We start from the raw sequence: 21,346 nt of genomic DNA on the forward strand, positions 1-21,346 counted from the left end.
TCTTCGGTCATGATGGGGATTCTCCGGTCGCCTTTGCCGGCTGTGCAGCCTGCCGTTGCTCGATGCGGACGATCCTGACCGTCTGCTGGCGATCGCCGCTGCCAAGGCGCAACTCTGCCGCGCCGAATAGGCGGTCCACGATCAGGATGTTCTGGTGGATGCGGCTGTTGACGATCTGGGTCTCGCCATCGGAACCGATGACGAAGATCGGTGGCATCTCGCCCTGCACGATGCCGCGCGGGAACACGACATAGACGCGGCGGCCATCATCGAAGACGGAGATAGGCTTCCAGGGTGGGTTATCGCCGGTCAGGCCGTAGCGATAGTTGCGCGCGGCCTCGGCCGGGATGATCGGTGCGGCCGGAACGGTCTGGCGCTGGCCTGCCGGCTGCGCCGGATAGGCCCAGGCGACCGACGGCATATAGAGAGCTTCGCGGGCGCGCAGCTCGATCATGTAAGTGCGACGGTCTGTGGTCACGACGAGGTTGGTCATGATGTCCGGCCGGGTTGGTTTCACGAGGATATGGACGCGGCGCGTCGTGCCCGATCCGCTCTCGGTGTCGCCGATGATCCAGCGGGCGGTATCTCCTGCCGCAATTGGTCCCGCGCCGGTCAGGCTCTCGCCTGGCTCCAGCGCAATGGTGGTGATCTGTCCCGGTGCGGCATAGACCTGATAGAGCGCGCCTTCGCTCCACGGATAAATCTGGATGGCGTTGTAGTAGCCCTCGCGGCGCGGCTCGACGCGCGCGGCGGCGTTGGCGTTCTCGACACGGCCTGCCGGTGTTCCGGCAGCGGTCCCGCCGCGCGCGACCGTCCATGCGGGTGGCGTGTGCAAAGGCCGGGGCCGGTCGTCGGTGACGGCGGCCTGCACGGCCGGGAGCGAAGGCACGTCGGCATCGTAGCTGAACTGCGGCGGCTTGTTGATGGCGCAGCCCGCGAGCATGGCGGCGGACAGCATCAAAGCCGCGAAAGCGGGTTTACGGAGAAACGTAGTTTCGCAGCCGGAAGCCTGCTCGGGGAGAAGTTTGCTCATTGGCTCATCTCCCGCGACCATGAGATTGCATTGACGTAGATGCCGAGCGGATTGGCGCGCAGGCGCTCGGCGTCGCGCGGGGTCTGGATCACAATGGTCAAGATCGCGGTCCAGCGCTCGGTGGTGGAAAGCTGGCCGCTCTCATAATGCCGCTCCGTCCAGGCGACGCGGAAGCTGTCGTCCGATGCCCGGATGACGCTGGACACCTCGACAGCAACCTGTTGCCGTCCGACCTTGGTGAACGGGTCGTTGCTTCGGGCGTAGTCATTGAGGGCGGCTGCGCCGCGATCCGTGGTCCATTCATAGGCGCGGAGCCAGTTCTGGCGGACGATGATGGCGTCTGCCGGGATCGCGCGGACCTGTTCGATGAAGCGGCCGAGATGGAACGCAATCTGCGGATCGGTCGGCCGATAGTCGGCAACGGCCGCCGCGACGGTCTGCGCCTGACCGAGCTTATCGACCTGCACCACCCACGGCACGACAGTCCCGCGCGCGGACTGCCAGACAAGGGCGGCGGCGAAACCGGCGGAGAGGATCAGCGAGCCGAAGGCCATGAGCCGCCAGTTCTTCGCCTGCACGCGGGCCGAGCCGATGCGCTCGTCCCAGACCTGTGCGGCCTTCTGATAGGGCGTCTCTGGTTCCGGCGATTTGCCGTAATGGGTGGCTGGTCGTTTGAAGATGCTCATGAGCGGTCACTTTCGGAAAGATTGACGGAGGAGCCGCCGCCATGGCTGTCGCCGGAGCGAACCGCATGGGCGGCCATGGTGGTGCCGTGGCTGACAGACTGTGAGCGCCGCATCCTCTGCGCCCAGGCGGGAGGACCGGCAGGCGGGGACGATGGCACTGCGGCTTCGGGAGCGGCGGTAGTGCCGCCGACACTGCCTGCGGTGGATGAGCCGCCCGTCACGCCGAAGGCTGCGCGCGCGCCATCGGAAAAGCTGGATTTGACGCTTTCGGATGCTTTGGAAGCTGCGCGCTTCAGGGGCGATACGGCAGCGGAGCCTGCGGCGCTGGCGACACCGCCAAGGCCGGAAGCAACGCCCGCCGCGCCGGACTGGCCGAGCGACCCCATGCTGTAGGCTGCGGAGGCCGCGCCTGCTGCGGTTGCGCCGCCGCGAACCGCCGCGGCTCCACCGGACAGAGCGGCGGCACCTCCCTTGACGGCGAGACCGGCCGCACCGCCTGCGACAGCGCCGCCGGCGAGCACCATGCCGCCAGCCGCCAAGCCGGTGCCGACTGCTGCACCAGCGCCAAGCTGCGGGCCGCCCGAAACGAGGCCGGACGCAATGCCGGGTCCGAAGATGCCGAGGCCAAGCAGCGACAAGGCAGCGAGCACGACAGCCATCGCGTCGTCGATACTCGGGGTCTGGCCGCCGAAGCCTTGGGTGAACTGCGAGAACAGCGTCGAACCGATGCCGACGATGACGGCCAGCACGAGCACCTTGATGCCGGACGAGATCACGTTACCAAGCACGCGTTCGGCCATGAAGGCGGTCTTGCCGAACAGGCCGAACGGGATCAGCACGAAGCCGGCAAGCGTGGACAGCTTGAACTCGATCAACGTCACGAAAAGCTGGATCGCCAGGATGAAGAAGGCGAGGATTACCAGCGCTCAGGCGAACAGCAGGCAGGCGATCTGGATGAAGTTCTCGAAGAACGCCACCCAACCCATCAGGTCGGAAATGGAGTCGAGCAGCGGCCGCGCCGCGTCGAGGCCGGTCTGCGCCACCTTGCCGGGGCGCATCAGATCCTGCGCGGTGAAGCTGGTGCCGGATGCCTTGAGGCCGAGGCCGGCGAAGCTGTCGAAGACGATCTTCGCGAGGTTGTTCCAGTTGCCGATGAGATAGGCGAACACGCCGACGAACAGCGTCTTCTTGACCAGCCGGGCGATGATGTCGTCATCGGCGTTCCAGCTCCAGAACAGCGCAGCGAGGGTCACGTCGATGACGATGAGCGTTGTGGCGATGAACGCCACCTCGCCGCCGAGCAGGCCGAAGCCGGAATCGATGTATCGGGTGAAGACCCCGAGGAAGTTGTCGATGACGCCCGCACCGCCCATGCGTCACCGCCCTTCGCTGGAGGACGGCGCGGCGGGCGCAGGCGAGCGGCCAAGGAAACGGTCGCGGGTTTCGGCCCAGACGCGCAGGCATTCGGCGTCGCTGGCGGCCGTCGTTCCGAGCTGCTGACACCGGCGCTGCCCTTCGCGCAGCGGATCGCGTTCGGGCTGGACAAGACGCGACGGTAATGCCGGCGCATCTTCCTTGCGCGTCATCTCGATGGCCGTCGCGGTGATGGCGATCGCCACGAATAGGATTGCGCCCAGCCGGGCCAGCATCTTGCCGTCCATGTCGCTCCCCTCCCGTCCGGTCAGTTGTTGCCGTTGTTGAACATCTGCGCATTGCCCGGCTGATAGCCGCTGCCCGGCGTCAGGAACCGGCGGCGCTGCTCGCGCCCCTGTTCGGCCGCTGCCGCACGTTCGGCCTCGGTCAGCGCGCCCGCCCGACCGTTCGCGGCGAGAAGCGCAACAAGGTCTGAAAGCTGCTGCGACTGGAGGGCGAGAAGCTGGTTGCCGGCCTGCGTTGCCTGAAGAGCGCCAGTCGCCGACTGGCTCTGGCCGACAAGCTCCGACATCTGTGTGCGGTTGGTATCGATGTTGCCGACGACGCCGGCCTGCACCCGCATGGCGTCCTGCAAGCCGCCGACCGTATTCTGCCAGCGGGATCGCGCGTCGGCGAGAAGCTGGCCGTCGGTCGCGGACAGCGAGACGTTGCCATATTGGGTCTGGAAGATCTGATCGACCTTCTGCACGTCGAAGGCGATGTTCTGCGCCTGGCTCAAGAGCTGCTGCGTGCGCTGGACGTTCTGCTGCAACGCCTGAAGCGAGGAATATGGCAGGCTCGCCAGATTCTTCGCCTGATTGATGAGCATGGTCGCTTCGTTCTGAAGCGACGTGATCTGGTTGTTGATCTGCTGCAACGTCCGCGCGGCGGTGAGCAGGTTCTGGGCGTAGTTGCTCGGGTCATAGACGATGCGGCCGAATTGCGCGTGGGCCGGGCTTGTCAGCATCGGGGACAACGAGAGTGGCGTGGCCAGGATGGTTGCGGCCATGAAGACGGCGCGCGAGCGGGAACGGCGAATGGTCATGATTGGGACTCCTTCTCGGTTTGGGGGATGAGATTGGTAAGGTCGGGGATCAGGTCGGCCGCCCAATCGACGCCGCGCAGGCGTAACCAGGCGGCTAGGAAGCCGTCGCGGCCATGCTCGGCGACGATGCGCTCGATGGCGGTCTGGTCGGATTTGGAGGAGGCGGCGCAGAGCGCGAGACCGACTTCGGACAGGCCAAGCTCGAACAGCCGGTTGCCGCGCCGTGACTGGCAGTAGTAATCCCGCTTGGGCGTGGCCCGTGCGAGGATCTCGATCTGCCGGTCGTTCAAGCCGAAGCGCCGATAGATGGCGGTAATCTGCGGTTCGATGGCGCGTTCGTTCGGCAAAAGCAGCCGCGTTGGGCAGCTTTCGATGATGGCGGGCGCGATGTTGCTGCCGTCGATGTCGGAAAGGCTCTGTGTAGCGAAGATGACGCTGGCGTTCTTCTTGCGCAGCGTCTTCAGCCATTCGCGGAGCTGGTTGGCGAACCCCTCATCATCCAGTGCCAGCCAGCCCTCGTCGATAATGAGCAGCGTTGGCCGACCATCGAGCCGGTCGCCGATCCGGTGAAACAGATAGGCCAGCACGGCCGGGGCCGCGCCGGTTCCGACCAGCCCCTCGATCTCGAACGCCTGCACATCGGCTGAGCCGAGATGTTCGGTCTCGGCATCGAGCAACCGGCCATAGGCCCCGCCGATGCAGTAAGGCCGCAATGCCTGTTTCAGATCGTTGGATTGCAGCAGCACCGTCAGGCCGGTAATGGTGCGCTCCCCGACCGGAGCCGACGCCAGCGAGTTCAGCGCCGTCCAGATATATTCCTTGGTCTCTGGCGTTACCGGCACACCTTCCCGACCGAGAATGGCGGCGATCCAGTCGGCCGCCCAGGCGCGTTCATAGGTATCGTCGATACGGGCGAGCGGCTGGAGCGAGACCGACGCCTCGTCCCCTTCCGTCAACCCTCCGCCAAGGTCGTGCCAATCGCCGCCCATGGCGAGCGAGGCAGCGCGGATCGAGCCGCCGAAGTCGAACGCGAAGATTTGAGCATCGGCGTAACGGCGGAACTGCAAGGCCATGAGCGCCAGCAACACGGACTTGCCCGCGCCCGTGGGGCCGACGATCAGGGTGTGGCCGACATCGCCGACGTGAAGGGAAAACCGGAACGGGGTCGAGCCTTCGGTCTTGCCGAAGAACAGCGGGGGCGCGCTGAAATGCTCATCCCGTTCCGGCCCCGCCCACACGGCCGAAAGCGGGATCATGTGGGCAAGGTTGAGCGTCGAGATGGGCGGCTGGCGGACATTGGCGTAGGCATGTCCCGGGATCGAGCCGAGCCAGGCATCGACGGCGTTGACGGTTTCGGGCATCGCGGTGAAGTCGCGGCCCTGGATGATCTTCTCGGCCAGGCGCAGTTTCTCGTCGGCGATGCGCGGGTCGGCATCCCAGACGGTGATGGTGGCCGTGACATAGGCCATGCCGGCAACGTCAGCCCCAAGCTCCTGCAGGGCCATGTCGGCGTCGGCGGCCTTGTTCGCCGCGTCGGTATCCACGAGCGCGGATTGCTCGTTGGTCATCACCTCTTTCAGGATGGCGGCGATGGACTTGCGCTTGGCGAACCATTGCCGCCTGATCTTGGTGAGCAGACGCGTGGCGTCGGTCTTGTCCATGAGGATCGCGCGCGTGCTCCACCGATAGGGAAACGGCAGCCGGTTCATCTCGTCGAGCAGGCCGGGCGTGGTCGCTGTAGGAAAACCGATGATGGTCAGGACACGCAGATTCTGGTCACCAAGACGCGGCTCCAGCCCGCCGGTGAGCGGCTGATCGGCGAGCAGCGCATCGAGGTGCATCGGCACTTCGGGCACGCGGACGCGATGCCGGTTGGTCGAGATGGTGGAATGAAGATAGGTCAGTGTGCCGGCGTCATCGAGCCAGCGGCATTCCGGCATGAAGCCGTCGAGCAGCGCCAGAACGCGGTCGGTGCGATCCACAAAGCCGCGCAGGGCTTCCCATGGATCGACCCCGGATTGCTCGCGGCCTTCGTATAGCCAGGTTTCCGCGCGGGCGGCGTCCTCGGCCGGCGGCAGCCAGAGGAAGGTCAGGAAGTAACCCGACACGAAATGCGTGCCCGCTTCCTCGAAACCGGCCTTGCGTTCGGCGTCAAGCAGCGCGGATGCCGCTTCGGGAAATTGGCTCGCTGGATAGGTCGCGGCTTCGCTGCGCTGCGCCTCGACAAAAATGCTCCAACCCGATCCGAGACGGCGAACGGCATTATTGATCCGGCCGGCGACGGCGACCAGCTCGGCCGCGACGGCGGAATCCAGATCGGGACCGCGAAACTTCGCCGTCCTTTGAAAACTTCCGTCCTTGTTCAGCACGACGCCGGAGCCGACCAGCGCGGCCCAGGGCAGGAAATCCGCGAGGCGGCTGGTGGTGCGGCGATATTCGGAAAGGTTCATCATGGCCGCGCCCTCACACCGACAGATGACCGGGGATGCGCAGATGCCTGCGGCCCACCTCGACAAAGAGCGGGTCGCGCTTCGCTGCCCAGACGGCTGCGAAATGGCCGATGGCCCAGATGGCGAGGCCGACCAGCCAGAGGCGCAGGCCGAGGCCCACGGCCCCGGCGAGCGTGCCATTCAGAATCGCGATGGAGCGCGGAGCGCCGCCGAGCAGAATATGCTCGGTTAGCGCCCTGTGGACCGGGACCGTGAAGCCCGGCACTGCATCGAGCTGTTCGAGGCCACCCGCCATCAGACGAGCGCCCCGCCGCCGAACGAAAAGAACGACAGGAAGAAGCTCGACGCTGCGAACGCGATAGACAGACCGAAGACGATCTGGATCAGGCGGCGGAAGCCGCCCGACGTGTCGCCGAACGCGAGCGCGAGGCCAGTGGCTATGATGACGATCACCGCGATGATCTTGGCGACCGGCCCCTCGATCGACTGAAGGATGCTCTGGAGCGGCGCTTCCCAGGGCATGGACGAACCGGACGCATGGGCGGCCGGGGCGAGCATCAGGCTGATGGAAACGGCAGCCGCCGATGTCGCCATGAAGCGGCAGGCGCGGGAAAGTGTGGGGATCATGAAGGGTCTCCTTTCGGGGTGGTTGCCAAAGTGATGGGATGTGTGATGCGGTAGTCGCCGTCCGGTCCCAGCCCTTCGACGCGGGCGAGTTCGGCCAGCCGGCGCGCGGAACCGCGACCGGACAGCACGGCAACAAGGTCGATGGTCTCGGCGATCAGCGCGCGCGGGACCGTGATGACGGCTTCCTGAATGAGCTGTTCGAGACGGCGCAGCGCGCCGATGCCGGAACCGGCATGGATGGTGCCGATGCCGCCCGGATGGCCCGTGCCCCAGGCTTTGAGTAGGTCGAGGGCTTCGGACCCGCGCACCTCGCCGATGGGAATGCGGTCGGGGCGCAGGCGAAGGCTGGAGCGCACCAGATCGGAAAGCGTCGCCACGCCATCCTTGGTCCGCATGGCTACAAGGTTGGGCGCGGCGCATTGCAACTCGCGCGTATCCTCGATGATGACGACGCGATCCTGGGTCTTCGCCACCTCGGCGAGCAGCGCGTTGGTCAAGGTGGTCTTGCCGGTGGACGTGCCGCCCGCGACGAGGATGTTGGCGCGGGACGCGACGGCTTCGCGCAGGGTCGCGGCCTGGTCGGCGGACATGATGCCTGCGGCCACATAGTCGTCGAGCGTGAACACCGCGACGGCAGGCTTACGGATCGCGAAGGTCGGTGCTGCGACCACGGGTGGCAGCAGCCCCTCGAAGCGTTCGCCGGTCTCGGGCAGTTCCGCCGAAACGCGCGGGGATCGGGCGTGAACCTCCGCGCCGACATGGTGCGCCACCAGCCGGACGATGCGCTCGCCATCGGCGGCGGACAGCATCTCGCCCGTATCGGCCAGCCCTTCGGACAGTCGGTCGATCCAGATTCGACCATCCGGGTTCAGCATCACCTCGATGACGGCCGGGTCTTCGAGAAACCGCGCGATGGACGCGCCAAGTGCTGTGCGCAGCATCCGCGCGCCGCGCGCAATCGCCTCCGGTTTCTGGTGATGTGTCGTCATGTCGGCCCCTTGTTCTCGCGGGGCGCGACAGACGGACCCCGCAACGGGGTCGATTAAAAGAGCCTGAAATCAGGCCGATTCAACAAGTATCTAAGAGGATGCGGTGATCGGCGGCTATCGGCGGCAAATAGGATGGGTTGAAAATCTAAACAGCGTCGCCATCGGTCTCGGTCTGATCTTGCGACAGACTGTCGTGAAACGAATCCATGTCGCGCGACAACTCTTTCAGGAACCTGTCTCCGGTCGCCAGCCTGCGACCGAGATTCTGCATGAAACCCTCGAACCGTTCGTTGCCCTTGATCCGTGCGGATTGCTTAGCGCTGTCCGGCAACGGCGGGGTCATCGTCAGCCAGAAATGGACGAACAGCGAAAGCGTCTCGCCGAGCACGGCGAGGTCTTCGTCCAGAGTGCCGATCTGCCGGCCGATCTTGTCGAGGCGGCGCGACATGGCCGCTTCCAGCCGATCCGACGTGTCGCCCGACAGGAAGGACGCGACGGCGGCCTCGACGATGGCGGACTTTGAGACCTGCCGGCGCAGTGACAGCGCCTCGACTTGGCTGAGCAGTTCGGGATCGAAATAGACATTCATGCGGGTGCGGGTCGTCATTGGCTCCCTCCTCAAAGCTCGATGCCGTCATCGGGATTCATGGACGCCTGCCGGGCGATCATCCGCATCCGGGAGCGCAGCGCGCGGGTCTTGGCCGCATCCACGTCCGGCTCGTCGTCCAGAATGTCGAACTCCTGAGCCGGCGGGGTTGGCGGCGGGACGATTTCCTCTTGGCTTGGCAACTCCGGCTCGCGGCGGATGCCGGAGTTGTCGGGATCGCCCTCCGCGCCACTGGCAGCGGTCGTCGCTGACCTGTCCGCTGTTGCGATGACGCGGCTCGTCCAGTCGTCGGTTGCCGGCTTCGTTGCTGGAATGGATGGCAGCTCGGGTGGCGGCAGGATTCGCTCCTGCAATCGCGCATCCTCGAAATAGCGCGCCTTCTTCGCCCGGATTGGCGGCGTTCCCGCGACCATGACGATTTCGTCGGCGGGCGGAAGCTGCATGATCTCGCCGGGAGTCAACAGCGGGCGCGCTGTTTCCTGCCGCGATACCATCAGATGCCCGAGCCAGGGCGCGAGCCGATGGCCGGCATAGTTGGTGGAATCGCGCATCTCCGTCGCGGTGCCGAGCGAGTCCGACACGCGCTTGGCCGTGCGCTCGTCGTTTGTGGCGAAGGCGACGCGCACATGGCAGTTGTCGAGGATGCTGTTGTTCGGCCCGTAGGCACGCTCGATCTGATTAAGCGATTGGGCAATGAGGAAGGATTTGAGGCCGTAGCCGGCCATGAAGGCGAGCGCCGATTCAAAGAAATCGAGCCTGCCCAATGCCGGAAATTCGTCCAGCATCATCAGCAGGCGATGCCGCTTGCCGGATAGGGTCAGTTCCTCGGTCAGCCTGCGGCCGATCTGGTTGAGGATGAGCCGGATCAGCGGTTTCGTGCGGTTGATGTCGGATGGCGGGACGACAAGGTAGAGTGTGACCGGCCGACGGCTGCCGACCAGATCGGCAATGCGCCAGTCGCAGCGGTCCGTGACGCGCGCCACGACCGGATCGCGGTAGAGGCCGAGGAACGACATGGCGGTCGAAAGCACGCCCGAACGCTCGTTCTCGCTCTTGTTCAGCAGCTCGCGCGCCGACGACGCGATGACGGGATGCACCCCGGCTTCGCCCAGATGCGGCGTGTCCATCATCGCGCGCAAGGTTGCCTCGACGGGGCGACGGGGATCGGACAGGAAGTTGGCGACGCCGGACAGGGTTTTGTCCTTCTCGGCATAGAGGACGTGCAGGATCGCGCCGACCAAAAGCGAGTGAGAGGTCTTTTCCCAATGGTTTCGCTTGTCGAGGCTGCCTTCGGGATCGACCAATATGTCCGCGATGTTCTGCACGTCGCGGACTTCCCATTCGCCTTGTCGCACCTCCAGCAACGGATTGTAGGCGGAAGATTTGGCGTTGGTCGGATCGAACAGCAGGACGCGGCCATGCTTGGCTCGGAAGCCGGCGGTCAGCGTCCAGTTCTCCCCCTTGATGTCGTGGACAATGCAGCTTCCCGGCCAGGTCAGCAGCGTCGGCACCACAAGGCCGACGCCTTTGCCCGACCTCGTGGGAGCGAAACATAGGACGTGCTCCGGCCCGTCATGGCGCAGATAGTCGCGATCGTATCGGCCGAGCAGGACGCCATCGGGACCGAGCAGCCCGGCGCTGCTGATTTCCTTGTCTTCGGCCCATCGCGCCGAACCATAGGTGGCGACGTTGCGCGCCTCGCGTGCCCGGATGATCGACATGAGGATGGCGGCGGCAATGGCGAGGATACCGCCCGATGTGGCGATGGCCGCACCCTCCATGAAAATCGCGGGTGCATAGGCGTCGAAGGAGAACCACCACCAGAAGAAGGCGGGTGGATGGTAGAACGGCCAACCCGCCAGATCGAACCAGGGGTTCCCGAGCTGCGGCTGGAAGCCAAGCCGGAACGCCACCCATTGCGTCGCCGCCCAGGTCATCACCAGAACAATTATGAAGACGACTGTGATCTGACCCCAGAGTATTCGGCCTCCACGCATACAGGCTCCAAGTGGCAAGAGAGACGGAGCCGATCAGAGAATAGGCAATCATCGGGTCTGCAACAGCAAAGGGATTGCCGGAGGGCTATAGGATACTATCGGCGGCGAATAGGACGGGTTGTCGCGGCACTCTTTCGGCACTGCGCTGCTGGATTGATTGCGATTCGGTCAGCGGGAAAATCAGCGCATGTTCGTCGCGAGCGCGAGCAAGTTGAGAAGCGCGGGCGCGCGATTGGAGGGCGACCAGACGGCCGAAAATGGAATGGTTTCTGGCTCGTCCCGGATAGGCCGGAAAGCGACATTCGCCGTGTTCGCCGCCGCGCCTTCCTCGACGAAGAGCGAGACGCCATGCCCGGCCGCAATCATCGACACCAGCGCGCTTTGACCGACATCAAATCGGCGGATCGTCGGGGTTGGCCATTTCCCGGCCGAGCGCGTAACGATCAGGTCGTGAACCTGCGGGCCGGTCCCGCCACGGCGGACGAGGAAGATTTCCTCGGCGAGTTGTCGCCATTCCACATCCGATTGTGCTGCCAGAGGATGCCTCATCGGCAGCGCAACCATCAGGCGGTCCCGCCAGATCACGCGGGAGTGGAGATCGGGAATCTGGTGGGTGCAGGCCATGAAGGCGAGATCGAGCCTCCCTTCGCGCAGCATAAGTTGCGCCCCTCGCGCGGTGCCTTCGGTGATGTGAAGGCGAACGCCTAGATAGTCTTCATGGAAGCGCTCGAACAGCCCGTCGAGAAAGCAGCCAGGGGTGAGCGCATGCACGCCGATACGAAGTTCTCCGGCCTCTCCGCGCGCCTGCATCCCGGCGATCTTGATGGCGCGGTCGAGGATGTCCATGGCCTCACCGACCTGACCGACGAAGCGGCGTCCGGCCTCAGTCACGCGGACGCCGCGCGTGTTACGGTCGAAGAGCACAATGCCAAGGTCTTCCTCCAGCGCCTTTATCCGAGCGCTGACGCTCGACTGGCTGACGCCGAGCGCCAGGGCGGCGCGGTGAAAGCTGAGATATTCAGCGACAGCGAGCGTCTGAACGAGGACGACCATAGGGAAGCGACCGCCGCGCAAAGAAGATAATGTGGTCGCTACACCGATATATTCGCTCCGCTTGCGCCGCCGCATCGCTACTCCGCTTGCTTCAGATGTAGCCTAAAGCCAACTTGATCGATGGGTTCTAGTTCGGGCCGAAGCTCAAGGGTCGGGATCAGATAGTCGCCGCCGTTCTGGCGGCGGAACGGGATCGGCGCGGTGCTTTCGAGTGTTCGCATCCGCTTGCGCAAACGGTCGGCGGTCTGCTCGAAACCGGCCTCGTCGAGACGGTCCGCCCTGTATGTCACGAAGGGCGGCAGCACATCGTAACCGGGATAGTGCAAGATGCCGTGATTGATCGGGAACAGAAGTTCGTCGATGGGGCCGTTGATGCCGCGCGGCGAGTAGTGCTGTTCCCAGCCGCCGGCCGTGACGATCAGCATGGCGCGTTTGCCGGCGAGCGTGCCTTCCCCGTAGCGGTCGCCCCAGCGTTGGTCGCTGTGTTCCCCCACGCCATAGGCGAAGCCATAGGCATAGACGCGATCCACCCAGCCTTTGAGGATCGCCGGCATCGTGAACCACCAGAGCGGGAACTGAAGGATCAGCACGTCAGCCCGGAGCAGCTTTTCCTGCTCGGCCTTCACGTCATCCGTCAGCGCATTGGCCGCAAAAGCATCCCCGGATGCCGCCGCGACTTTCAGGCGTGCGTCGGGATCGAGTGAGGGAAAGTCGGCACGATCCACCTCGGCCTTCCAGCCCATGGCGTAGAGGTCCGACACCTCGACCGAATGACCTTCCGCCTCCAGTTCCTCTACAGCGACGTCGCGCAGGGAGGCGTTGAGGGATCGGGGGTCGGGATGGGCAAAGACAATCAGCACGTTCATGGCAGGCACCTGCTTGTTGGAGACGATCTGCTCCCAAACTAGGCGTGGGCCAATTATTCCGGTATAGATTGAATATGGATAAGATAATGCCGAATAATGGATAAGTCTGACATAACGCTCGAACGCATGCGCACCTTCGTCCGCGTCGCGGAGCGCGGGAACCTTTCGGCCGTCGCGCGAGAGATGAACATCGGCCAGTCCAGCGTAACGCGGCATCTTCACGAACTGGAGGAAGCCCTGGGTGTGGTGCTGTTGAGCCGAACGACGCGGCGCGTCATGCTGACCGAGGAAGGCAACCGCTACTATGCCAACGCCCTCCAGATTCTGCGTCTGGTGGAACAGGCAGGCGACGAAGCACGGAGCGCACGCGGGGCGGCTGCGGGCACGGTTCGTATATCCTGCACGGCGGCGCTCGGCGTCCGGCATATGAGCCGTCTGATCTTCGCGTTTCAGGACCGCTATCCCGAGATTTCCGTCGATCTCAACCTGACCGATGAGCGCATCGACCTCGTGCGTGAGGGCGTGGACATAGCCATCCGCCTCGGCCCGCTGACCGACAGTTCCATGAAGTTGCGGGCGCTTGGTGATAGTCGGCGCATCCTCGTCGGCTCGCCCGATTTTCTGGCGCGGCATGGACGGCCGACAACCCCGGAGGAGCTTTCGGCGCTCAATGGCATCCGTATGTCCAACATCGCCGGAAGCGATGTGCTCGCGCTGGAAGGGCCGGACGGCGAAACCCATGTCGTGTCGCTCGGCGGAAGCTTTCGGGTCGATCACGGGCTTGCCGCACGGGAAGCATTCCTTGCTGATCGCGGCATCGGCCCGGCACACGTTTGGCTGGTCGACGATCTGCTTTCCGAAGGGGGGCTCGAACCGATACTGCCGGACTATGCGCCTCCATCCGTGCCGCTCAACATGCTCATTGTTCCAGAACGCGCCGGTATTGCCCGCGTCAGGCTGCTGGTCGAATTTCTGGCCGAAGAGGTGCTGACTATCCCCGGTATCGAACGTTCGCGGACGACGAACTAACCCGGCACCTGCCACAACAGCCGAGATTGAGCGTTCATAGTAATCATGAACGGCTACCATCGCGGTGCTCGCAGGTGCTTTTCAACAGGAGCTTCAAGCGCCACGATCTCATGACTGGAGAGGTCCAAGGATAGCGCACTAAGGGCATCGGACAGGTGATGCGGTTTGGACAGGCCGACGATGGGCGACGTGATGCCTGGCCGGGCCAACACCCATGCGAGCGCGACCCGTGCAGGCGCAACGCCGCGTGCCGCAGCAATACTTTCCACGGCGGCAACGGTCTCACCGACCTCGGCGCGGCCGTCATACCACTGCCTGACCTGCTCGTCGGTATCGGCGCGCAGCGTGCCAGCCTTACGCGCACCAGCCAGAATACCACGGCCAAGCGGCGACCAGGGCGTCAGGCCAATCCCTTCCTCCCGGCAGAGCGGGATCATCTCTTCCTCGTCCTCGCGCGTGATGAGATTATATTGGCTCTGCATGGAGACGAAGCGCGCCAGCCGGTTGTGGCGCTGAAAGGCCAGCAGCTTCATGAACTGCCAGGCGTACATTGACGATGCACCGAGATAACGGACCTTGCCCGCCCGAACCACGGCATCGAGTGTTTCGGCGGTTTCCTCGATGGGGGTTTCCGGGTCGAAGCGATGGATGACGAACAGGTCGATGTAATCCGTGCCAAGCCGTTCCAGCGAGGCATCGACGCTGGCGAGAATATGCTTGCGGGACAGGCTCCGGTCGTTCGGCTTGTCGCTCATCGGGAAGAACGCCTTGGTGGCGATCACCACGTCGTCGCGTCGCGCGAAATCCTTGACGGCGCGGCCGACGATCCGCTCGCTTTCGCCGCCGGAATAGACATTGGCCGTATCGAGGAAGTTGATGCCTGCTTCCAGCGCCTCGCGGATGAACGGCCGAGCCTCGTCTTCCTTGAGCACCCATGGCCTCCAGGCCGGATCGCCATAGGTCATGCAACCAAGGCAGAGCCGGGAAACCTTCAGCCCGCTATTGCCAAGACGGACATAGTTCATTCTTCACCTCCTTGCGATGGCCGGCTTCGATGCGACCGGCCGCGCTGTGATTTCGGCATCTCCATTTTAGCCAGTTCCGCTCATTCGAAGGGCACCTTGACGATGCTGAACTCGGTCGTTCGGTCAGCATTGGCAGGATCGGCAAAGATCCGAGGGAAGCGGGAATTGACGATCCATACCTCGCCGTCCTTCAGCGTCGCCGTGGTCGGCCCATCCAAACCATCTGGAATGACGACTGCCTCGATCTGCGCGCTTACCCACGAGTCGGACGAGGCCAGAAGCGTCACATCGCCCGCTATGCTGCCATCGTCCGCAGGAAAGGACTGAACGGCGACCAACTCCGTGGGGCTTTTCAGCAATAGCCCGTCAGGTCCCTTCAGCGGCTGCGGAAGCTGCACCTGAACCAGCGCTTCCGGATCGTTCAGCGGCACCTTCCACAGCAATCCTCTGGAATAGTCCGACGCCATCAGAAACCCGTCAGGATGATAGACGATGCCATTCAGATAGGGCTTCGTGCCGACAGCTTCCGCAGGGTCGGCAGGCATCAGACGCTCCGAGCGCACCAGCACGGAGACTGCCTTGGTAGCGTGATCGACCTTATAGATTTGCGGCTGGAAACTGTCGGTGACGTAGATATTCCCGTCCCGGTCGATGGTCAGGTCGTTGGCGAGGATCGGCCCGCTGGTCAGCTGCGAGAAATCATGGACATGCCGCACAGCGCCGGTGTCGAGATCGAACTCGACAACCTGAGCGACCCGCGTTCGCGTGCTGTCCGACGACTTACTGGAGATACCGACATCCTCGTTGCAGACGAGGATGCGGTTGCGCGCGGCATCGACGACGATGCCCGATGTCGTGATGAGGGCGCTATCGTCCGAGAACTTTGTGTATTCGCCAGTCGGCGAGACAAGGCCGACCTGTCCGCCGCGAAGTGATGACACCATGAAGGCGTTGGCCGTGGGGTTCCAGGCGATACCTTCCGGGTATCCTCCTTGCGCGCCGGGAGCAAAAGAGATTGCGGACCAATCTTGTGCCTGCGTAGGACCAGCGAGAAGCAGACCCAGCAGAAGGCATGATTTCCAAGTGATATTACGCATGGCGGCTCCTCAACGCAGTCCGGCGATGGTGTAGCCGCCGTCCACCAAAATGCTCTGGCCGGTGACGAACCGGGCTTCATCGGTCGCAAGCCAGACCGCCACATCGCCGGCGTCGCCGGGCTGGCCGGCGCGCTTGGCCGGTGTGTGCTCGATGAAGGGCACGAAAGCGGAATCGTCGGTCCAGCCGCTACGCGCCATCGGCGTGTCGATGATGCCGGGATTGATGTTGTTGATGCGGATGCCCTTCGAGCCGTATTCGATGGCAACCGCGCGGATCAGTGCATCGAGCGCGCCCTTGCTGGCGGAATAGCTGGACGATCCAGCCAGAGCGCCCTTCGCCAGCCAGGACGAGGTATTGATGATCGAGCCGCTCGTGCCCTGTGCAAGAAAGGCTTCGACCTCGTATTTGATCGACAGCCACACGCCCCGGAGATTGGTGGCGATCACCGCATCGAAATCCGCACTCGTCTGCTCGGTGATCGGCGCGAAGTTTCCAAGAATACCTGCATTGTTGAAGGCGGCGTCGAGCCTACCATAGCGATCGACGGCCGTGTCGATCAGGCGGCGGATGTCGTCTTCCTTCGATACGTCCGTGGGCACCGCCAGCGCATCCCCGCCCGCTGCGACGATCTCTTGAGCAACGCTTTCGATCTCGGCGGGGCGGCGTCCGGCGAGCACGACCCTCGCACCGTCCCGCGCAAAAGCCAGCGCAGCGGCGCGGCCGATGCCGGTGCCGCCGCCGGTAACGAGCGCAACGCGACCTTGAAGACGACGGACAGAGGAAGGAGAAGCGGTGTCGGGCATGGTGATCCTCATGGAAGTTGACGTTGGACTACCAAGATAGGCCGGCGCACTGTTCGGAATAATCCACCTTGCATCGCATGGCTTGTTGGGTCAGATTCATCAATCATGCGAACTGGCGATCTCGGAGAACTGGCGGCCTTCGTGGCCATTGCGGAGGAAGGTGGCTTCCGCCGCGCCGCCGCGCGGCTGAACCTCACGCCTTCGACACTTTCTCATTCGTTGCGCTCGCTCGAAGGCAAGCTCGGCGTGCGGCTGGTCAGCCGCACCACGCGAACGGTCGCACTGACAGAAGCGGGGCATGCGCTGCTGCGCCAGATCGGCCCTGCCTTCGCCAGCATCGAAACGGCGGTCGAGACCATCAACGACTTCCGTGACCATCCGGCCGGCACGATCAGGATCAGCGTGCCGCGCACCGTAGCGGTGCGGGTGCTGACGCCGAAGTTTCGCGCGTTTACCGACCGCTACCCCGACGTGACGCTGGAGGTCGCCGCAGAGAATGGCTTCGTCGATATTGTCAAACAGGGCTTCGATGCCGGCATCCGCCTCGGCGAAAGTCTCGAACGCGACATGATCGCTGTGCGGGTGACGCCGGACCTCGATACCGCCGTGGTCGCCTCGCCGGACTATTTCTCTCGCTTCCCGCCGCCTGAGACGCCGCGCGATCTGCACCGGCATCGCTGCATCGGCTGGCGTCAGACCGGAAGTGGCGCGCTTTACCGCTGGGAGTTCGAGAAGGACGGACGGGTGTTCAATGTCGCCGTGAACGGCCCGCTGGTCCTCGACGATCCCGATCTCATGGTCACGGCGGCGCTCGATGGAGTCGGGATAGCCTATTCCACCGAGCAGCACATCGGCGAACACCTCGCCTCGGGCCGTCTCATCCGCGTGCTTGAAGACTGGTGCCCGCCCTATCCGGGTTTCTTTCTCTATTATCCCGGCCGCCGACAGGCACCCGCTGCCTTGCGCGCGCTGGTGGAGATACTTCGGGTGTCGTCGGATTGAGCCGCCTGTCATGGCGTTTCCTTACGCCATCGGCGGATTGAGCCGGGCAAAGCCCTCTTGCCGGCGATAGGGGAAGTGAGGATAGGGCGCGGTAACGGCACTGGCCTGGTCCAGCTTCGCCACCTGTTCGCGCGTCAGGCTCCAGCCAACAGCGCCGAGGTTCTGGCGAAGCTGTTCCTCGTTGCGCGCGCCGACGATAACCGAGGAAACGGTCGGGCGTTGCAGCAGCCAGTTGAGCGCGACCTGGGGGACCGTCTTGCCGGCTTCCTCTGCTACAGCATCGAGCGCATCGACAACGCGATAAAGATGCTCGTCGTCCACCGGCGGGCCGAAGCTGGCGGTTTCGTGCAGGCGGCTGCCTTCGGGCAGCGGCGTGCCGCGCCGGATTTTCCCCGTCAGCCGGCCCCAACCAAGCGGACTCCAGACCAGGGCCCCAATGCCCTGATCTGCGCCCAACGGCATCAGATCCCATTCATAGTCACGGCCTACCAGCGAGTAATAGACCTGATTGGCGACATAGCGCGGCCAGCCGTAACGGTCGGCGACGGCCAGAGCTTTCATGATCTGCCAGCCGGCGAAATTGGAGACGCCGACATAGCGGACTTTGCCGGCGCGAACGAGCGTATCGAGCGTCGAAAGCACTTCCTCGACCGGGGTGCCCGAATCGAAGGCATGAAGCTGAAGGATGTCGATATAGTCGGTCTGGAGGCGGCGCAGCGCATCCTCGACGGCGCGGATCAGCCGGAAGCGCGAGGAACCTGCATCATTCGGCCCATCGCCCATCGGCAGACTGGTCTTGGTCGAGATCAGCACCGCGTCGCGCCGGCCCTTGATGGCCTCGCCAAGCACTTCCTCGGACGCACCATCGGAATAAACATCGGCGGTGTCGAACAGGTTGACGCCGGCCTCCAGGCAGATGTCCACGAGGCGGCGGGCTTCGGTGGAGTCCGAAGTGCCCCAGTTGCTGAAGAGAGGGCCAGAGCCACCGAAAGTGCCTGCGCCGAAGCTGAGGGCCGGCACTTTGAGGCCGGAGCGGCCGAGAACGCGATATTCCATGATACGTTCCTTTTGATTGTTCTATGATGGGTCAGCGACCGAGCAACGCATCCAGGTCGATGGCTTCCGCCATTGCCCGATTGCCTTCGTCGCCGGGGTGAAGGTGGTCGCCTGAGTCGAACGCAAAGCGGAGGCGCGCGTGGTGCTCCGGATCGCGGAGCACCGCATCGAAATCCACGACGGCATCGAAATCGCCGCTTTCCCTGATCCAGCGATTGATTTCGTGGCGCAGCGCGTCCTTGTCGGGATTGTAGTAGTTTCCGAGCGGCGTTCCGCTGAGCGCCCCTTCAAACGGCGGCAGCGTCGCTCCGATGATCCGAACATTGTGGGTATGCGCCAACGCGATGAGCTGTTGATAGCCGGCAATCATCTCGTCGGCGGACGGCGACGTCTGCTGCGGAGCGAAGTCAGTGCCGGGCCAGGAAATGTCGTTGATGCCGATAAGGACGATCAGCGCCCTCACATTCGGCTGGGAGAACACATCCCGCTCCAGACGCGCCGCTGCGTTCACGCCCATCTTGTCTTGCAGCAGGCGGCCGCCGGAAATTCCTCCGTTGACCACCGCAATATGATGCGGGGCGAGCCGCTCGGCGAGGAAGTCGGGCCAGCGGGTATCAGTATCGACCGTCGCTCCGTTTCCATCGGTGATCGAATCTCCGATGACGACAACCGCGCCCTCGTTCGGTGTATCGACCAGCACGTCGCTTAGAAAAACACGGGCATCCGTGGTGCCGGTTGCTGGAAAATCGCTGGCGCGGGTAAGATCGCCGTCGCCGAACCATGCCGTCTGGCGGCCATCCCAATGGAAGGTAGTCAGCGGCGTTTCGTCTGGCAGGTAAATCGAGACGACGAGCCGAGCCAGTGCATCGACGGTCAGTTCCACCGGATCACTGATGGCCGGAGCGCCGGGCGGAACGACGATGCCATCCTTGCCGCCAAAGGTGATCCTGCGGATCGTGTCCGGTTCGGCCCCTCCACCTTGGCCGGCGAGTCCCACGCTCGCGCCGCCGATCCTCAACGGGCGGTCGCCATAGGCATTGGAGAAGACAAGGCGCACGTGCGAGCCGCCGAGGCTTATCCGCACAACCTGCCGGATCGTCTGATCCTGAACGGATGCGGGGATTTTGGTTGGAAAGGGAAAGTCCGCGCCCCAGATCGGTTGCGGGCTCGCCATCCATGATCCGACCCATGTTCCCTCATCGGCCCGCGCTGGCGACTGCCCAAGCAGGACAGATGCGAGGGCAACTGCGCCAACAAGGATTTGGGAACGGATCGTTCTTCCGCGGGGTTGACGGCTGACAGTCGTCGTTCGGGATTCAATCGGCATTGTTGTTCGGTCCTATGGGTTGCTGGGCGAAAGCCGATTGCGCGGAACGCCGGTCAGCCGTCGCGGCGAAGGCGGCAACCACAATGGCAGCGGCCGGGAAAAGCGCGGCGACCAATGGCACGAAGGCAAGGCCGGGGCCTTGGGCGATGACCATGCCGCCCGCCCACGCGCCGATGGCGTTGCCGAGATTGAACGCGCCGATGTTGAAGCTCGATGCGAGGCTCTGACCCGCGCCTTCCGCTTTCGAGAGCACCCACATCTGCAAAGGCGCGACAGTTGCAAAGCCTGCCGCACCGAGCAGGCCGGCGAAGATCACGGCTGCAATCTGGTCGTTTAAGGCGAATGTCATCAGCCCGAGCACGAGCGCGAGAACCGCCAGGGTGCCGAGGATGGCGCGGATGAGGTTGCGGTCGGCGAGCCTGCCGCCCAAGAGGTTGCCAGCGACCAGGCCGCCACCGAAGACCAGCAGGATCGGCGAGACGGCGCTGTCGTCGAACCCGCTGATCTCGGTCAGCAGCGGCGCGATATAGGTGAAGACGGCGAAGACACCGGCATAGCCCAGCACGGTCGTCAAAAGACCGAGCAGCACGGGGCGGCGAGCGATGGCGCGCAGATCGCTTCGCCAGTCGGACGCTTCCGGCTGCGCCTTGTCCTGCGGAACCAGCGCGGCGAGGACGATCAGTGCGACGATGCCGACAAGGGTGACGGCCCAGAAGGTCGAGCGCCAGCCATAATGCTGGCCGAGCCACGTGCCGAAGGGCACGCCGAGCACGGTGGCGACGGTCAATCCGGTGAACATGATGGCAATGGCCGAGGCGCGCTTGTCTTCCGGGACCAAGCCCGTCGCCACCACGGCGGCGACGCCGAAGAAGGTGCCATGGGTTAGCGCCGTTAGCACGCGCGCCGCCATCAGCCAGCCATAGGTCGGCGCCAGTGCGCAAGCTGCGTTGCCGATCACGAAGATGACCATGAGCCCGACCAGCACATGCTTGCGCGGCCAGCGGGCGGTGAACCCGGTGAGGACGGGTGCGCCAACGGTGACGCCGAGCGCGTAGCCGGAAATCAGCAGGCCGGCGGCGGCGATGGTGACATCCAGTTCGCGGCTGACCTCTAGGAGAAGGCCCATGATGACAAATTCGGTGACGCCGATGCCGAAGGCTCCGGCCGTCAGGGCGTAGAGCGCCAGAGGCATGATGTGGTCCGATCTTCTTTCGCAGCAATTGCCCAGAAGATAGACCTC

General features: G+C 64.2%; 20 protein-coding genes and 1 pseudogene. 2 read left to right on the forward strand and 19 right to left on the reverse strand.

The window, feature by feature from the left end:
* Positions 1 to 7: 7 nt before the first annotated feature.
* The 13 genes and pseudogenes from trbG to FGI60_RS02710 all read right to left on the reverse strand — a co-directional run bounded on the left by trbG (position 8) and on the right by FGI60_RS02710 (position 12,766).
* Positions 8 to 1,033, reverse strand: coding sequence for a P-type conjugative transfer protein TrbG (gene trbG, locus FGI60_RS02650; protein WP_138783794.1), 1,026 nt, complete (start codon positions 1,031 to 1,033; stop codon positions 8 to 10).
* Positions 1,030 to 1,719, reverse strand: coding sequence for a conjugal transfer protein TrbF (trbF, locus tag FGI60_RS02655; protein WP_138783795.1), 690 nt, complete (start codon positions 1,717 to 1,719; stop codon positions 1,030 to 1,032). Before trbF ends, trbG begins: the two co-directional genes overlap by 4 nt.
* Positions 1,716 to 3,092, reverse strand: a pseudogene (trbL, locus tag FGI60_RS02660) (P-type conjugative transfer protein TrbL). The gene trbF and the pseudogene trbL overlap by 4 nt, the downstream one beginning before the upstream one ends.
* A gap of 3 nt (positions 3,093 to 3,095) precedes the next feature.
* Complete coding sequence (gene trbK-alt, locus FGI60_RS02665; RefSeq protein ID WP_138783796.1) at positions 3,096 to 3,380, reverse strand: putative entry exclusion protein TrbK-alt; 285 nt, start codon at positions 3,378 to 3,380, stop codon at positions 3,096 to 3,098.
* A 20-nt stretch (positions 3,381 to 3,400) separates the two neighbouring features.
* Complete coding sequence (gene trbJ, locus FGI60_RS02670) at positions 3,401 to 4,177, reverse strand: P-type conjugative transfer protein TrbJ (RefSeq protein WP_138783797.1); 777 nt, start codon at positions 4,175 to 4,177, stop codon at positions 3,401 to 3,403.
* Positions 4,174 to 6,630: a conjugal transfer protein TrbE gene (trbE, locus tag FGI60_RS02675; protein ID WP_138783798.1), complete on the reverse strand. Its 2,457-nt coding sequence runs from the start codon at positions 6,628 to 6,630 to the stop codon at positions 4,174 to 4,176. The genes trbJ and trbE overlap by 4 nt, the downstream gene beginning before the upstream one ends.
* Positions 6,631 to 6,640: 10 nt before the next feature.
* Entirely contained in the window at positions 6,641 to 6,922 is a 282-nt protein-coding gene (locus FGI60_RS02680; protein WP_138783799.1) for a VirB3 family type IV secretion system protein, read from the reverse strand.
* Positions 6,922 to 7,254, reverse strand: coding sequence for a TrbC/VirB2 family protein (locus FGI60_RS02685; RefSeq protein WP_138783800.1), 333 nt, complete (start codon positions 7,252 to 7,254; stop codon positions 6,922 to 6,924). The genes FGI60_RS02680 and FGI60_RS02685 overlap by 1 nt, the downstream gene beginning before the upstream one ends.
* On the reverse strand, positions 7,251 to 8,243 hold the full coding sequence (gene trbB, locus FGI60_RS02690) for a P-type conjugative transfer ATPase TrbB (protein ID WP_138783801.1): 993 nt from the start codon (positions 8,241 to 8,243) through the stop codon (positions 7,251 to 7,253). The genes FGI60_RS02685 and trbB overlap by 4 nt, the downstream gene beginning before the upstream one ends.
* 145 nt (positions 8,244 to 8,388) lie before the next feature.
* Positions 8,389 to 8,850, reverse strand: coding sequence for a ribbon-helix-helix domain-containing protein (locus FGI60_RS02695; protein ID WP_138783802.1), 462 nt, complete (start codon positions 8,848 to 8,850; stop codon positions 8,389 to 8,391).
* Positions 8,851 to 8,861: 11 nt separating this feature from the next.
* Positions 8,862 to 10,847 (reverse strand): conjugal transfer protein TraG, encoded by a 1,986-nt coding sequence (locus FGI60_RS02700; protein ID WP_138783803.1) that lies wholly within the window; start codon positions 10,845 to 10,847, stop codon positions 8,862 to 8,864.
* A gap of 180 nt (positions 10,848 to 11,027) precedes the next feature.
* Positions 11,028 to 11,975 carry a LysR family transcriptional regulator gene (locus FGI60_RS02705; RefSeq protein ID WP_328592641.1) on the reverse strand — a complete coding sequence of 316 codons (948 nt, stop codon included), beginning with the start codon at positions 11,973 to 11,975 and terminating at the stop codon, positions 11,028 to 11,030.
* Between the two features lie 2 nt (positions 11,976 to 11,977).
* On the reverse strand, positions 11,978 to 12,766 hold the full coding sequence (locus FGI60_RS02710; RefSeq protein ID WP_138783804.1) for an NAD(P)H-dependent oxidoreductase: 789 nt from the start codon (positions 12,764 to 12,766) through the stop codon (positions 11,978 to 11,980).
* A gap of 96 nt (positions 12,767 to 12,862) precedes the next feature.
* On the opposite strand from FGI60_RS02710, the gene FGI60_RS02715 reads away from it, so the two are divergent.
* On the forward strand, positions 12,863 to 13,795 hold the full coding sequence (locus tag FGI60_RS02715; protein ID WP_138783805.1) for a LysR family transcriptional regulator: 933 nt from the start codon (positions 12,863 to 12,865) through the stop codon (positions 13,793 to 13,795).
* Between the two features lie 53 nt (positions 13,796 to 13,848).
* Here FGI60_RS02715 and FGI60_RS02720 read toward each other — a convergent pair whose 3' ends face one another.
* From FGI60_RS02720 to FGI60_RS02730, 3 genes are all read right to left on the reverse strand, one after another.
* Entirely contained in the window at positions 13,849 to 14,820 is a 972-nt protein-coding gene (locus FGI60_RS02720; protein WP_138783806.1) for an aldo/keto reductase, read from the reverse strand.
* Positions 14,821 to 14,900: 80 nt separating this feature from the next.
* Complete coding sequence (locus FGI60_RS02725; RefSeq protein ID WP_138783807.1) at positions 14,901 to 15,917, reverse strand: SMP-30/gluconolactonase/LRE family protein; 1,017 nt, start codon at positions 15,915 to 15,917, stop codon at positions 14,901 to 14,903.
* Positions 15,918 to 15,926: 9 nt separating this feature from the next.
* Entirely contained in the window at positions 15,927 to 16,721 is a 795-nt protein-coding gene (locus FGI60_RS02730; RefSeq protein ID WP_138783808.1) for an SDR family NAD(P)-dependent oxidoreductase, read from the reverse strand.
* Between the two features lie 105 nt (positions 16,722 to 16,826).
* On the opposite strand from FGI60_RS02730, the gene FGI60_RS02735 reads away from it, so the two are divergent.
* A complete protein-coding gene (locus FGI60_RS02735; protein WP_138783809.1) occupies positions 16,827 to 17,723 on the forward strand; it encodes a LysR family transcriptional regulator in 897 nt (298 codons plus the stop codon).
* A 21-nt stretch (positions 17,724 to 17,744) separates the two neighbouring features.
* Here the strand turns inward: FGI60_RS02735 and FGI60_RS02740 are convergent, their stop codons facing one another.
* From FGI60_RS02740 to FGI60_RS02750, 3 genes are read right to left on the reverse strand one after another with little or no spacing between them, the layout of a single operon-like run.
* The gene (locus FGI60_RS02740) at positions 17,745 to 18,779 is read right to left on the reverse strand and encodes an aldo/keto reductase (protein WP_138783810.1); all 1,035 of its coding nucleotides are present in this window, start codon (positions 18,777 to 18,779) and stop codon (positions 17,745 to 17,747) included.
* 31 nt (positions 18,780 to 18,810) lie between these two features.
* Positions 18,811 to 20,106: an SGNH/GDSL hydrolase family protein gene (locus FGI60_RS02745; RefSeq protein WP_138783811.1), complete on the reverse strand. Its 1,296-nt coding sequence runs from the start codon at positions 20,104 to 20,106 to the stop codon at positions 18,811 to 18,813.
* Positions 20,096 to 21,298 carry an MFS transporter gene (locus FGI60_RS02750; protein WP_138783812.1) on the reverse strand — a complete coding sequence of 401 codons (1,203 nt, stop codon included), beginning with the start codon at positions 21,296 to 21,298 and terminating at the stop codon, positions 20,096 to 20,098. Before FGI60_RS02750 ends, FGI60_RS02745 begins: the two co-directional genes overlap by 11 nt.
* Positions 21,299 to 21,346: the final 48 nt, after the last annotated feature.

The sequence above is a fragment of the Brucella haematophila genome, assembly GCF_005938105.1.
Lineage (GTDB): Bacteria > Pseudomonadota > Alphaproteobacteria > Rhizobiales > Rhizobiaceae > Brucella > Brucella haematophila.

Coding starts and splice junctions, on each gene's coding strand:
- trbG (WP_138783794.1), bottom strand. CDS start 1,033: ATGAGCAAACTTCTCCCCGAGCAGGCTTCCGGCTGCGAAACTACGTTT.
- trbF (WP_138783795.1), bottom strand. CDS start 1,719: ATGAGCATCTTCAAACGACCAGCCACCCATTACGGCAAATCGCCGGAA.
- trbK-alt (WP_138783796.1), bottom strand. CDS start 3,380: ATGGACGGCAAGATGCTGGCCCGGCTGGGCGCAATCCTATTCGTGGCG.
- trbJ (WP_138783797.1), bottom strand. CDS start 4,177: ATGACCATTCGCCGTTCCCGCTCGCGCGCCGTCTTCATGGCCGCAACC.
- trbE (WP_138783798.1), bottom strand. CDS start 6,630: ATGATGAACCTTTCCGAATATCGCCGCACCACCAGCCGCCTCGCGGAT.
- FGI60_RS02680 (WP_138783799.1), bottom strand. CDS start 6,922: ATGGCGGGTGGCCTCGAACAGCTCGATGCAGTGCCGGGCTTCACGGTC.
- FGI60_RS02685 (WP_138783800.1), bottom strand. CDS start 7,254: ATGATCCCCACACTTTCCCGCGCCTGCCGCTTCATGGCGACATCGGCG.
- trbB (WP_138783801.1), bottom strand. CDS start 8,243: ATGACGACACATCACCAGAAACCGGAGGCGATTGCGCGCGGCGCGCGG.
- FGI60_RS02695 (WP_138783802.1), bottom strand. CDS start 8,850: ATGACGACCCGCACCCGCATGAATGTCTATTTCGATCCCGAACTGCTC.
- FGI60_RS02700 (WP_138783803.1), bottom strand. CDS start 10,847: ATGCGTGGAGGCCGAATACTCTGGGGTCAGATCACAGTCGTCTTCATA.
- FGI60_RS02705 (WP_328592641.1), bottom strand. CDS start 11,975: ATGCGGCGGCGCAAGCGGAGCGAATATATCGGTGTAGCGACCACATTA.
- FGI60_RS02710 (WP_138783804.1), bottom strand. CDS start 12,766: ATGAACGTGCTGATTGTCTTTGCCCATCCCGACCCCCGATCCCTCAAC.
- FGI60_RS02715 (WP_138783805.1), top strand. CDS start 12,863: ATGGATAAGTCTGACATAACGCTCGAACGCATGCGCACCTTCGTCCGC.
- FGI60_RS02720 (WP_138783806.1), bottom strand. CDS start 14,820: ATGAACTATGTCCGTCTTGGCAATAGCGGGCTGAAGGTTTCCCGGCTC.
- FGI60_RS02725 (WP_138783807.1), bottom strand. CDS start 15,917: ATGCGTAATATCACTTGGAAATCATGCCTTCTGCTGGGTCTGCTTCTC.
- FGI60_RS02730 (WP_138783808.1), bottom strand. CDS start 16,721: ATGCCCGACACCGCTTCTCCTTCCTCTGTCCGTCGTCTTCAAGGTCGC.
- FGI60_RS02735 (WP_138783809.1), top strand. CDS start 16,827: ATGCGAACTGGCGATCTCGGAGAACTGGCGGCCTTCGTGGCCATTGCG.
- FGI60_RS02740 (WP_138783810.1), bottom strand. CDS start 18,779: ATGGAATATCGCGTTCTCGGCCGCTCCGGCCTCAAAGTGCCGGCCCTC.
- FGI60_RS02745 (WP_138783811.1), bottom strand. CDS start 20,106: ATGCCGATTGAATCCCGAACGACGACTGTCAGCCGTCAACCCCGCGGA.
- FGI60_RS02750 (WP_138783812.1), bottom strand. CDS start 21,298: ATGCCTCTGGCGCTCTACGCCCTGACGGCCGGAGCCTTCGGCATCGGC.